The following is a 12398-nucleotide window of genomic DNA, read 5'->3' on the forward strand; positions in this document are numbered from 1 at the left end:
CGAGGCCGTTCGGGCCACGCACGAGGTTCGGGAACACGTTGTTGTAGACGTTGGTGTCGCGGCTGGAGGCGTCGAAGCCGTAACCGGCGTTGAAACCAGCGTAGAAGCCGGTCCAGGTGAACACCGGCACCGGCACGAACACCGGCGGCGGAGCTTGGCGACGCGGCAGGTCGGCAGCGAAAGCGGAACCGGCGAGTGCGATGCCGGCGAGCGCGGTGGCGCCGCGAAGGAAGGATTTCATGGTCTGGTCCTCTAACCGTTGGAAAACGGCACCACTTTTGCTGGTGGCGTCCGCTGCAGTTCCCCGTCTTTAATCCAGCAGCGTGCAAGAAGCTGTTGCGTTACGAACACGCCAGCCGCAGTGAACGCGGCCCCTTTGTGGCGATGCTCGTCTTATTCTTACCCACTCCGTGAACACCGAACGTCCGCGAATGGCCAAGGTTCATCTGCGGCCACGCTTTTCCGCGTTAACGACCCTGACAGATTGTCGCAGGGGGCTGGTCGGATCCGTCGGCGAGGGCGACGGCCGAGATCAGGCGGCCGTAATCCGGTTCCCGGCGGTGGGTGGTCCGGCGATAGCTGTAGAACAGCTCCGGGTCCGCGTAGGTGCAGCGCCCGAGATCGCCGGCCGTCCCGATTCCGGTCTCGGCGAGGCGCGCGGCGATGAAGCCGGGCAGGTCGAACTGCGCGTGCTCCGCGCGCGGTCCTGGCCTCAGGAAGCGCTCGAAACCCGGGGCTTCCGCATGGAAGCGCGCGATGAAATCCGGGCCGACCTCGTACGAAGCCTGACCGATCGTCGGACCCAGCACCGCGACGATGCGGCTGCGCTCGGCGCCGAGGCGCTCCATGGCGTCGACCGTGGCACCGATCACCCCGGTGAGTGCACCCTTCCAGCCCGCATGGGCGGCGCCGACCACGCGGTTCTGCGCGTCGGCGAACAGGATCGGGCCGCAATCGGCCGTGGCGATTCCGAGCGCCAGGCCGGGCACGCGCGTCACCATCGCGTCCGCTTTCGGGCGCTGATCCAGGGGTATCGGCCCTTCGACCACCACCACCTCGGCGGAATGAACCTGATACAGGCTGATCAGCCGATCTTCCGCCACGCCGAGGCGGGCGCACATCCGGCGCCGGTTCTCGGCCACATGCGCGGGCGCATCATCGGAGCCGAGCCCGCCATTGAGCCCCGCATAGAGTCCCTCGGACACGCCGCCGCGCCGGGTGAAGAAGGCGTGGCGGATACCCGGCAGGCCGGCGAGCGCGGAAGATTCGAGAGCGGAGGATTCGAGGACAGAGGAGTCGAGGGCATCGGCGGTGTCGCGCGTCATGGCGTCTTCAGTCCTGAAGAGGGAAGGGGACGGGGCGCCGGAGCCGAGACCTGGGCGCTCAGACAGGAGCGGGGTGAAATCCGCTTCGGCACACCCTGACGGCGGCGTTCTTTACGCTTCGTTAAGCATGTTTTGGTCGGATGATTCTCAAGAGTCGAGGACCAGCCGATGTCGGAAGCCGCCCGTCACCCATCCCCGTACGACCCGGCCGCCCGGCCTCAACCCGGGCCGCTGCGCGACTGGCTCGCGGCCATGAAGGCGGTCACCGAGACGCCGGCCGCCGCGACGCCCGTCCGCGAGGCTGCCCGCCTCGCCGAACCGGCCCCGGAAACCCGGGCGCCCGAGACCAACAAGTCGTGGACCCCACGGGTGGTGACGCCGGCACCGGCCAGTGCCGAAGATGCGGACGTCTCGGACCTGATGGCGGAGAACATCATGCTGAAGGCGAAGCTCAAGGTCGAGACCGACCGCTACGACGCGCTCCAGGGCGTCATCGCCCGCGAGTTGCGCAGCCTGCGCGCCCATGTCGAGGAGGAGATGCGCGATCTGGAGACGGTCCGGGGCGAGCGCGACCATCTCGTCGCGCTTCAGGCCGAGTTCGAGCAGGAAATCCGCGATCTGCGCGTCCGGATCACCGCCGATGCGGCGAATTTCAGCGAGATGCGCAGCGAGCGCGACCTGTGGGCGGCGCGGGCCGAGGCTCTGGCCCAGCCGATCTTCCAGCACCGCAGCGCGGTCTGAGACCACCCGTTTTGGGGGCCTGAAACACCGAAGGGCCGCCCCTCGCAGGGCGGCCCTTCCATTGCCGAACCACTCGTGTCCGGCCGAAACTGTCTCGTTCGCGTCGAGCGCTAGAAGGCTGCGCCGGAGGCGACGGTCCAGGTCCGGGGGGCCGGGGTGAGCGGCTGATGACAATGAGACACTGGATCACCTCCTTTCGTTCGTTGCGGGTGAGCCAAAGCTAGTGAGCCCCGGCGGGTTTGAAAAGGGGCCCGGCCGCGCCCATCCGCCGCTCCCCTCCTGACCCAGTCCGGGTCGGGCGAGCACTGCGCTGGCCTCGGCTTCACCGGAGGTCTAAAGCGTCAGGCCTTCTCCCCAGGGTGGAGCGGCCCCGTGTGTCGCCCACCGGCCACGGACCGACCCCACCCCATGTCCTCATCCCTGCGGATGCCGGCGCCCGACGAGGCGGCGCTCGACCCGGACGCCATCCACTCGGACGCCTTGCATCCGGATGCCATGCGTCAGCCGCTGCCCGACGCTTGGTACTGCGTCGGCCGCTCGGATGCTCTGAAGGCGGGTGCGTTGCGCGCCGTCGAGCTGAACGGCGAGCAGATTGTCCTCGGCCGTGAGGCCTCCGGCGCGCCCTTCGCGCTGCGCGACCGCTGCCCCCATCGCGGCATGGCCCTGTCGAAGGGCCGCTTCGACGGCGACGCCCTGACCTGCCCGTTCCACGGCTGGCGCTTCGGCACCGACGGGCGCTGCCGCGACGTCCCGACGCTGTCGGCCTCCGACAACGCCGATTTCTCGCGCATCGCCGTGCAGCGCTTCCCGATCCGGGAGAGCGCCGGCTTCGCCTGGGTCAATCCCTATCTCGGGCCGCCGACCGGCTCACCCGCGGCCGCCCTGCCGGAACTGGGCTTTACGCCGGCTGGCTGCGTGGTGGTGGAACTGGTGGTCGAAGCCTCGTTCGACCTGACGACGCTGAGCCTCGTCGATCCCGGCCACGTCGCCTTCGTCCACGATTCCTGGTGGTTCCGGCCCTCGAAGGAGCTGCGCGAGAAGGTCAAGACCTTCACGCCGACCCAGCACGGCTTCACCATGACGAGCCACGCCACCACCACGAGTTCCCCGGTCTACCGGCTGCTCGGCGGCGCGCCCTCCGTCGAGATCGAATTCCGCCTGCCGGGGGTGCGCCTGGAGCGGATCGAGGCGGGCACCAAGCGGGTCGCGAACTACACCTTCGCCACGCCCCTGACCCAGAACCGCACGATGCTCACCAACGCGCTGTACTGGAACATGCCGGCCCTGAACCTGCTGAAGCCCATCGCCCAGCCGCTGATGCGCCAGTTCCTGACGCAGGACCAGCAGGTGCTCCAGCACGCCCAGGCCGGCCTCGATCGCAAACCCACCATGGTGCTGTTCGGCCAGGGCGATCTGCCGTCGCAATGGTATTTCCGCCTGAAGCGCGAGGCCCTGCAGGCCGCCCGTGAGGGCCGCGATTTTGTCACCCCGCTCGCCACGCAGGAACTGCGCTGGCGCTCGTGATCGAGCCGCGACGTTCCCCTGAATCTGCGATGCTCGGCCGCGCCGCTTGATCGCGGCGCCGCAGCCGCCATCTCGGGGGAATGAAACGGCACAGTTTGATCAAGGCGTTGAGCGCCGCCACCGTGATGACGCTCGGCGGGGTCGGCTATGCCGCGCACCGGCGGGGCCGCAACCCCTATTACCGGGGGCCCCGCAGCGACCATTTCGACGGTCTGCGCTTCCACGGCGTCGACCAGCCGGCTGATGCCAGCCTCGGTGATCTCGCCCGCTGGCGCACGCGGCGCGGCATCGACAGCCCGCCGCGTCAGGCATGGCCGTCCTACCACCCGAGCCCCTTCGCGACGGACGTCCCGCCCGAGCGCCATGCGGGCCTGCGCGTTACCCTGATCGGGCACGCCAGCTACCTGTTCCAGGTGGCCGGCCGGAACATCCTGGTCGATCCCGTCTATGCCCGGCGCGCCAGTCCGGTGCGCTTCGCCGGACCGAAGCGGGTCAATCCGCCGGGGATCGCCTATGCCGACCTCCCTCCGATCGACGCGGTGCTGCTCACCCACAACCATTACGACCATCTCGACGGGCCGACGGTGGCGCGGCTCTGGCAGGCCCATCAGCCGCTGATCCTCGCACCGCTCGGCAACGACGCGATCCTGCGCGGCTACGACGACACCATGCATGTGGAGACGCGCGACTGGGGCGAGTCGGTCGATCTCGGCGGCGGTCTCACGGTTCACCTCACCCCCGCCAACCACTGGTCGGCGCGCGGGGTCAACGACCGGCGCATGGCCCTGTGGTGCTCCTTCGTCCTCACCACGCCGGTGGGCGTCCACTACCATTCGGGCGATACCGGCCTGCGCGACGGGGCGAATTTTCGCGAGGCCCGGGATCGGTTCGGCCCGCCGCGGCTCGCCACCCTGCCGATCGGCGCCTACGAGCCGCGCTGGTTCATGAAGGACCAGCACATGAACCCGGCCGAGGCGGTCGAGGCCGGGCTGCTCCTCGGCGCCGACCAGATGCTCGGCCACCATTGGGGCACCTTCCAGCTCACCGACGAGGGTATCGAGCAGCCGGTCGAGGCCCTCGCGGCCGCCTGCGCCGAGACCGGCCTCGCGCCGGAAAGGTTCCTCGCGATGCGGCCGGGGCAGGTCTGGCAGGCCTGAACGGCGCAGGCTCCCGAACTCCGCCCGGAATGCCGCGTCGTGACGGCTTTCCGCGAGCCTGCCGCTACAGGATGAAGCGACTCAGATCCGCGTTCGCCGCCAGGCTCTCCACCCGCGACCGCACGTACTCAGCATCGATCGGCACGGTCTCGCCGGAGCGGTCGGTGGCCGTGAAGGAGATCTCGTCGATGACGCGCTCCAGCACGGTCTGGAGGCGGCGGGCGCCGATATTCTCCACCGAGTTGTTCACGTCGACGGCGACGCGGGCGAGCGCATCCACCGCGTCCTCGCTGAATTCGAGGGTGACGCCCTCGGTCTGCATCAGCGCCACGGTCTGCTTCAGCAGGCTCGCCTCCGTCGAGGTCAGGATCTGGCGGAAATCCTCCACCGTCAGCGGTTGCAGCTCGACCCGGATCGGCAGGCGGCCCTGCAGCTCCGGCAACAGGTCGGACGGCTTGGAGACGTGGAACGCGCCGCTGGCGATGAACAGGATGTGGTCGGTTTTCACCGGTCCGTGCTTCGTCGCGACCGTGGTGCCCTCGATGAGGGGCAGCAGATCGCGCTGCACCCCCTCGCGGGAGACGTCGGCCGAGGAGCGCCCTTCCTTGGCGCAGATCTTGTCGATCTCGTCGAGGAAGACGATGCCGTTGTCCTCGACTTCGCGGATCGCTTCCTGGGTGAGGGATTCGGCATCCACGAGCTTGTCGGACTCCTCGGCCAGCAGCGGGGCGTAGGCGTCCTTCACCGTCATCCGGCGCGGCTTGCCCTTCTGGCCGCCGAGCGCCTTGCCGAGCATGTCTCCGAGATTGACCGCGCCCATGGAGGCCCCCGGCATGCCGGGAATCTCGAACATCGGCAGGCCGCCCGGCGATCCGCCGGCCAGTTCGATCTCGACCTCCTTGTCGTCCAGCTCGCTCGCTCGGAGCTTCTTGCGGAAGCTGTCGCGGGTGGCCTGGCTCGCGGTCGGGCCGACCAGGGCGTCGAGGATGCGGGCCTCGGCGGCCGCCTCGGCCTTGGCCTTCACCGAGCGGCGCTTCTCCTCGCGCTTGAGGCCGATGCCGACCTCCACGAGATCGCGTACGATCTGCTCCACGTCGCGGCCGACATAGCCGACTTCGGTGAACTTGGTGGCCTCGATCTTGAGGAAGGGCGCGCCGGCGAGGCGCGCGAGGCGGCGGGCGATCTCGGTCTTGCCGCAGCCCGTGGGGCCGATCATCAGGATGTTCTTCGGCGCGACCTCCTCGCGCAGGGGGCCGGTGAGCTGCTGCCGGCGCCAGCGGTTGCGCAGCGCGATGGCGACGGCGCGCTTGGCGTCGCCCTGTCCGACGATGAAACGGTCGAGTTCCGAGACGATCTCGCGGGGAGAGAAGGTGGTCATCACGCTCCGATCGGATGAGGCAGCCGGACTGCCAGGGGGCGGGGGAGGGCGCGCAGCAGGAGGGCGCGCAAGGGGTGCCATCCGGCGCTGAGCGCCAGGATGAAGGCCCCCAGCGTGAGCAGGCTCAGCGGGATCGTGCTGCCGGCGAACCCGGCGTCCCGCACCAGCGACCCGAGGGCGATCCCGGCATAGACGAGGCCGGAGACCAGCAGCGCGCGCCGGTCCACCGCAAGGGCGATGCCGGCGAGGCCGAGCACGATCGCCAGCACGCCGAGGGTCGCCGCCTGTCCGCCGCCGGCGGTCAGGTTGCCCAGGATCGGATGCACGATCAGGGGCGCGGCCAGGAGGTGGAGCCAGAAGGCGATATCGGTGCGGCGGGTGACGCGGGCCGGGTCGGACAGGTCGAACCGCATGGCCAGGGCGAAGACGCCGAGGCCGGCAGCGATGAACAGGCCTTTGCGCGCCGCAAGGGTCAGATCCGGCGCAACGGCGAGCAGAACTCCGAAGAGAAGGGCGCAGAGCGACGCCGCACCCGCCGCCACGGTGATCGGCACGGCGAAGCGTCGATAATGCAGGGTCACCAGCGCGAGGGTCGCGAGCCCGCTGCCGATCAGCGGGGCCGGGCCGAGGCGGTCAGCCGTCATCAGGTCGAACAGCGTCGGCCAGCTCGACCCCGCAAGGCCGGAACCGGCGAGCCCGAAGGCCACCGACGATTGTACCGCCAGGGCGAACAGGACCAGCAGCACGATGCTGGGCAGGGCCATGCGGCGACGGAGGGTGAAGAATTCGGCAAGGCCCCAGGCCAGGACGGCGATCAGGGCATAGCCCGCGGCCGGACCCAGCGCCGACAGTCCGAAATGCGCGCAGGCGCCGAGGAACAGGAACAGCCCGAGGGTGACGAAGATGTCGGCGAAGCCCGAGACGAAGCGCAGGCGCTCGTCGTCGCGCGGCTCTTCGAGGCCGGGTGGGGGCATCGCACCCGACCGGGCCAGGCGATCGAGAGCGTTCGCCTGCACATCGGTGATGATGCCCTCGGCCACGGCGCGGCGGAGGTGGTCGATGGTGATCACGACGGAACCTCGCGGAGGGTCGCCCGGCGATGAGCAAGGGCGATGCCGCGTCGGGCAGGAAAGGGGTCGGGCTGGCGCACGGTCCGGACTTAAGCGCCCGGCGCCGTGCTTTCCAGTCGTGCCCGCCCCCTCATCGCGGTTCGATCGTCCGGGTCCAGTTGTTCCGGCGTCTCACGCGGCGCGGATCGACCCGACGAAGTGCGTGACCTCGGCGTCGAGGGTGTTCGAACGGCGGGCGAGTTCGGCCGCCGAGGCGAGGACCTGGGCGGCCCCGGCTCCGACCTCCACCGCCGCGCCCTGGACCTCCGCCATGGTCTGGGTCACGTCCTGGGTGCCCCGCGCGGCGTCGCTGACGCTGCGGGCGATCTCCTGGGTGGCGACCTGCTGCTCCTCCACCGCTGCCGCGACGCCGACCGCGATGCTGTGCACGCTGCCGATGGTGGTGCCGATCTCGCGGATCGCCTCCACGGTCTCGCGGGTGGCGGCCTGGATCATGGTGATCTGGGCGGTGATCTCGTCGGTGGCCTTGGCGGTCTGAGCCGCCAGGGTCTTCACCTCGGAGGCGACCACGGCGAAGCCACGGCCCGACTCGCCCGCGCGGGCGGCCTCGATGGTGGCGTTCAGCGCCAGCAGATTGGTCTGGCCGGCAATGCTGGAGATCAGCGCCACCACGTCGCCGATGCGGGCGGCGCCCTGGGCCAGGGCCTCGACCCGGGTGTTGGTCAGACGAGTGCTCTCGACGGCGTTGGCCGCGGCGGCGGAGGTCTGGCTCACCTGATGGCCGATCTCGTTGGCGGTGGCGGCCAGTTCCTCGGTGGCGGCGGCGACCGCCTGAACGTTCTGCGCGGTGTCCTCGGCGGCCTGCATCACCGCCGCCGACTGGCGGTTGGTGCGCTCGGCATTGGCCGACATGGCCCGGGCGGTCTCCTCCATCTCGGCGGCGGCGTTCGAGAGGTTGCCCACCAGGGCGCCGACGCTGCCCTGGAACCGGTCGGCGAGTTCGCTGCGCTCGGCGCGGCGGCGGGTGGAGGCGAGGCCGGCCGCTTCGTCCCGGGTCTGGCGCAGGGCCTCGGCCTCGCGCATCGAGTGGGCGAAGACCTGCATGCTCGACCAGATCGCGCCGATCTCGTCCCGGCTCGGCTTGACCGACGGCAGATCGAGGTCGCCCCCGGACAGGCGCCGGATCGCCGCCGTGACGCTGGCGAGCGGCGCTGCGATCTGGTGATGTCCGATCAGGCCGCCGAGCACGAGGCTCGCCAGCGTGCCGCCGATGGCCAGCGCGAACAGGAGGGTCAGGCGGTTGGCGTAGAGGGCGTCGGTGGCGGCGTCGATGGCCGTGACCTGCACCTGGCCGCTCGCCACCAGCACGTCGATCGAATCCTGGAAGGCCTGCCGGTTGGCCCGGTTGGCCTCGTTGAAGCCCTGCTCGGCCGCAGCCGCAGGGGCGACCTCGGTGCCGAGGCGGGCGATCTCCTGGCGCAGGGTCGTGAAGGTGGCGGCGCCCTGGACGATGCGCTCGAACTGCGCCCGCTCCTCCGCCGGAATGCGGCCGCCCCACTCGGTGAGCAGGCGGTTCATGGCCGTCAGATTCTGGCGCAGCCGATCGGCGTATTTCCGCGCATCGGCCGTATCCTTGGCGGCGTAGACGCCCCGGGATTCGAGAACGACGTTGGTGACGAGGCGGTTGACGTTCGCGGCGTCGAGGGCGCGGCGGGCCGCCATCCGGGACTCCTCCATCGCCCCGTTGAAGGCCGAGAGGGTGCTGATCCCGATCCCGGCGACCAGCAGGGTGATCGCCCCGCAAGAGAGAACGAACAACAGAATCTTCGTCTTGATCGTCATTTTCAAGAACCCGCCCCAACCTTGCACCCAAGGTGCTAGGCAGGTTCCTGAAAACTTCCGTTAACGTGTGGCGCTTGGTTAGTTTTCAGACGTTTCCAGCGTCTCGATCACGAGACTGTCATTGGTATAGACACAGATTTCAGCCGCGATCCGCATGGCGCGGCGCACAATTTCTTCGGCGTCGTGGCTGCTGTCTTCGAGCGCGCGCGCGGCGGACAGGGCGTAATTGCCACCCGAGCCGATCGCCATGACACCGCTCTCCGGCTCCAGCACGTCGCCGGCGCCCGAGAGCAGCAGGCTGACCTCCTTGTCGGCGACCAGCATCATGGCCTCGAGGCGGCGCAGGTAGCGGTCCGTGCGCCAGTCCTTGGTCAGCTCGACGCAGGCCCGGGTGAGCTGGCCCGGATATTGTTCCAGCTTGGCCTCCAGCCGCTCGAACAGGGTGAAGGCGTCGGCGGTCGCGCCCGCGAAGCCACCGATCACCGCGCCCTTGGCCAGCCGCCGGACCTTGCGGGCGTTGCCCTTGACGATGGTCTGGCCGAGGCTGACCTGCCCGTCGCCGCCGATCACCACCCGGCCGCCCTTGCGGACCATGAGGATCGTGGTGGCGTGCATCTGCGGCGGGCCGTTCTGATCGTGCGCCAAGGCTGGCTCCTGAATTCGGTTGTGTAGGGAGGCAGGTAGGCGCGCCCGGGCCCGAATGCCACCGGGCCTACATCACCACGGTGATGCGCCGCGCCGCCCGGGTCAGCCCGGTATAGAGCCAGCGCGCCCGGTGCTCGCGGAAGGCGAAGGATTCGTCGAAGAGGACCACGTCGTCCCACTGCGAGCCCTGCGCCTTGTGGACCGTGAGGGCGTAGCCGTAGGTGAACTCGTCGGTCTCGCGCTTCAGGAAGGCCGGGATCTCCTCCTCGGAGCCCGACATCACGGCCTTGAGGACCTTGATGTCGACCGGGCGGCGGCGCAGGGCCGGATCGTCCTCCGGCACCACGTCGAGGCGCACCGTGTCGGAGCGTTGCGAGGAACGCTGGGCATGCACCGTCCAGGTCGAGCCGTTGAGCAGGCCCTTGGTGCGGTCGTTGCGCAGGCAGACCAGCTTCTCGCCCACCGCCGGCATCGGGTCGGTGTGGCCGGCCAGCTCGCGCAGACGGTTGTTGTAGAGCCGCCGGGTCTTGTTCATGCCCACCAGCACCTGGTCGGCCTGCAACACCACGGCCGGATCGATCGACCGGCGCGAGACGATGCGGCTCTCGCCGTAATCGCCGAGGCTGAGGCGCCCGCCCTCGCGCACCGTCATGGCCATGCGGACGATCGGGTCGTCGGCAGCCTGCCGGTGGACGTCGGTGAGCATCACGTCGGGCTCGGCTTCCGTGAAGAAGCCGCCGCCGCGCACCGGTGGCAGCTGGGCCGGGTCGCCGAGCACCAGCACCGGCTTGTCGAAGGACAGGAGGTCGTTGCCGAGGTCGGAATCCACCATCGAGCACTCGTCGATGATGATGAGTTCGGCCTTCGAGACCGGCCCGGTGCGGTTCAGGGTGAAGGCGGGGCCGCCCTCCTCGGTTTCCTTGGTGCGATAGATCAGGCTGTGGATCGTCGCCGCGTCGTGGCAGCCCTTCTGGCGCATCACGGAGGCGGCCTTGCCGGTGAAGGCCCCGAACACCACCGTGCCCTCGACATCGTCGGCGATGCGCCGGGCCAAGGTGGTCTTGCCGGTGCCGGCATAGCCGAACAAGCGAAACACCTGCTGGCCGCTCGATTTGCGCCACTCCGCGATCGCCTTCAGGGCGGCGTCCTGCTGGGGGGCGAAGCGGGTCGGCAGATCGGTCTCGGCCATCAGAACACCGAGGCCCGGCCGAGGTCGAACAGATCGGTGCCGCGCCCATCGAACACGTCTTCCAGGGCATCGCCGCCGGATTCTTGCGCGAAGGCGTACTCGGCTTCCGAGATCGGTACCGCCTGGAGGAAGGCGAGGGCCGTGTCGAGCGCGGGAAGCGCCTGCAGACGGGCCTCGAACGCCACCGGCGGCACGAACAGCACATGCGCGAGGAGGGTCGACAGGCCGGTGCCCGCGAGGACGCCCGGGAAGACGATGCCGGGGGCGAGGAACCAACGCCCGTTGATCACCTGGAAGGCGCAGGCCGCCAGGATGCGCGCGAAATCCGGGTCGGTGCCGACGCCGAGGATCTCGCAGCGCCCGGGAAACTCCGCGCCGTCCTGGTAGAGCGGGTGATTGGCCAGGGTCACCGTCGCGCCGGCGGTGAGGCCGGGGCGGGGCGCCTCGCGGCAGGTCAGGATGTCGACGTGGCTGCGCCCGGCCTCGTCGGCGTGGCGGGCGACGGAGGGCCGCCCCCCGAAGGCCCCAGCCAGCATCCGGGCCACGGCGCGGTTGGTCTCCGTGATGTCCGCCGGAGGGGCGCTCACGGCCAGCGCACCGTCGGGGGCAGCGACGACAGGATCGAGGCGACGTTGCCGCCGGTCTTCAGGCCGAAGATCGTACCGCGGTCGTAGAGCAGGTTGAACTCGACGTAGCGCCCGCGTCGGACCTGCTGCTCCAGCCGGTCCTGCTCGGTCCAGGGCGTCCCCATATTGGCGCGCACGATGGCCGGGTAGGCCTTCAGGAAGGCGCCGCCGACGTCGCGGGTGAAGGCGAGATCGGCCTGGGGGTCGCCGGTCCAGTGGTAATCGTAGAAGATGCCGCCGATGCCCCGCGGCTCGTTGCGGTGCTTGAGGTGGAAGTACTCCTCGCACCAGGCCTTGTAGCGGGCGTAGTCGGCGGCGGGCGCATGCGCGTCGCAGGCTTCCTTCATGGCCGCGTGGAAGGTGACCGAATCGGGATCGTCCTGTGTCCGTCGCCGATCGAGCACCGGGGTCAGGTCGGCGCCGCCGCCGAACCACGTCTTGGTGGTCACCACGAAGCGGGTGTTCATGTGCACGGTCGGAACGTTCGGGTTCCACGGATGCGCGATCAGCGAGATGCCGGTGGCGAAGAAGCGCGGGTCCTCGGCCGCGCCCGGCATCTGGGCACGGAACTCCGGAGCGAACTCCCCGTGCACGGCCGAGACGTGGACGCCGGCCTTCTCGAACACGCGGCCCTTGATCATCGCCATGGTGCCGCCGCCACCCGGCGCGCCGGTGTGGTCGGTGCGCTGCCAGGGGGTCTTCTCGAAGCGTCCCGGCGCGATCGGGGCATCGGGATGGAACGGCCCGGTCGCCTCGGCTTCGATCGCCTCGAGGGCGGTCACGATCCGGTCGCGCAGGGTGGTGAACCAGGCCGTCGCCGCGCCCTTGAGGGCGTCGCGCTCAGCCTCGGGCAGGGGCGGGACGTTGGAATCTGGCATCGACATGCGGGGGATGTCCCATC

Annotated in this window: 11 protein-coding genes and 1 pseudogene; 3 read left to right on the top strand and 9 right to left on the bottom strand. The window is 69.8% G+C overall.

The window, feature by feature from the left end; translation table 11 throughout:
* Together ASF60_RS20785 and pgeF are read right to left on the bottom strand one after the other, a co-directional pair.
* A pseudogene (locus ASF60_RS20785) lies at positions 1–241 on the bottom strand (porin family protein); the annotation flags it as partial.
* 226 nt (positions 242–467) lie between these two features.
* Complete coding sequence (gene pgeF, locus ASF60_RS20790; RefSeq protein WP_056189719.1) at positions 468–1325, bottom strand: peptidoglycan editing factor PgeF; 858 nt, start codon at positions 1323–1325, stop codon at positions 468–470.
* Positions 1326–1493: 168 nt separating this feature from the next.
* Here pgeF and ASF60_RS20795 point away from each other — a divergent pair, with 168 nt between their 5' ends.
* The 3 genes from ASF60_RS20795 to ASF60_RS20805 all read left to right on the top strand — a co-directional run bounded on the left by ASF60_RS20795 (position 1494) and on the right by ASF60_RS20805 (position 4747).
* Entirely contained in the window at positions 1494–2066 is a 573-nt protein-coding gene (locus tag ASF60_RS20795) for a hypothetical protein (RefSeq protein WP_082508115.1), read from the top strand.
* A gap of 426 nt (positions 2067–2492) precedes the next feature.
* Positions 2493–3590: an aromatic ring-hydroxylating oxygenase subunit alpha gene (locus ASF60_RS20800; protein WP_056190070.1), complete on the top strand. Its 1098-nt coding sequence runs from the start codon at positions 2493–2495 to the stop codon at positions 3588–3590.
* Positions 3591–3670: 80 nt separating this feature from the next.
* The gene (locus ASF60_RS20805; protein WP_056189722.1) at positions 3671–4747 is read left to right on the top strand and encodes an MBL fold metallo-hydrolase; all 1077 of its coding nucleotides are present in this window, start codon (positions 3671–3673) and stop codon (positions 4745–4747) included.
* A 64-nt stretch (positions 4748–4811) separates the two neighbouring features.
* Here the strand turns inward: ASF60_RS20805 and hslU are convergent, their stop codons facing one another.
* The 7 genes from hslU to hemF all read right to left on the bottom strand — a co-directional run bounded on the left by hslU (position 4812) and on the right by hemF (position 12381).
* Positions 4812–6125 (bottom strand): ATP-dependent protease ATPase subunit HslU, encoded by a 1314-nt coding sequence (gene hslU, locus ASF60_RS20810; protein ID WP_056189724.1) that lies wholly within the window; start codon positions 6123–6125, stop codon positions 4812–4814.
* Positions 6125–7195, bottom strand: a complete 1071-nt coding sequence (locus ASF60_RS20815) for a hypothetical protein (protein WP_056189727.1) — start codon at positions 7193–7195, stop codon at positions 6125–6127. The genes hslU and ASF60_RS20815 overlap by 1 nt, the downstream gene beginning before the upstream one ends.
* Positions 7196–7366: 171 nt before the next feature.
* Positions 7367–9037, bottom strand: coding sequence for a methyl-accepting chemotaxis protein (locus ASF60_RS20820; protein WP_056189730.1), 1671 nt, complete (start codon positions 9035–9037; stop codon positions 7367–7369).
* Positions 9038–9115: 78 nt separating this feature from the next.
* Complete coding sequence (gene hslV, locus ASF60_RS20825; protein WP_056190072.1) at positions 9116–9652, bottom strand: ATP-dependent protease subunit HslV; 537 nt, start codon at positions 9650–9652, stop codon at positions 9116–9118.
* Between the two features lie 97 nt (positions 9653–9749).
* Complete coding sequence (locus ASF60_RS20830; RefSeq protein ID WP_056189732.1) at positions 9750–10871, bottom strand: ATP-dependent DNA helicase; 1122 nt, start codon at positions 10869–10871, stop codon at positions 9750–9752.
* On the bottom strand, positions 10871–11458 hold the full coding sequence (locus tag ASF60_RS20835) for a suppressor of fused domain protein (protein ID WP_056189737.1): 588 nt from the start codon (positions 11456–11458) through the stop codon (positions 10871–10873). Before ASF60_RS20835 ends, ASF60_RS20830 begins: the two co-directional genes overlap by 1 nt.
* On the bottom strand, positions 11455–12381 hold the full coding sequence (gene hemF, locus ASF60_RS20840; RefSeq protein WP_056190075.1) for an oxygen-dependent coproporphyrinogen oxidase: 927 nt from the start codon (positions 12379–12381) through the stop codon (positions 11455–11457). The genes ASF60_RS20835 and hemF overlap by 4 nt, the downstream gene beginning before the upstream one ends.
* Positions 12382–12398 lie beyond the last annotated feature (17 nt).

It is taken from the genome of Methylobacterium sp. Leaf113 (genome assembly GCF_001423325.1).
GTDB lineage: Bacteria > Pseudomonadota > Alphaproteobacteria > Rhizobiales > Beijerinckiaceae > Methylobacterium.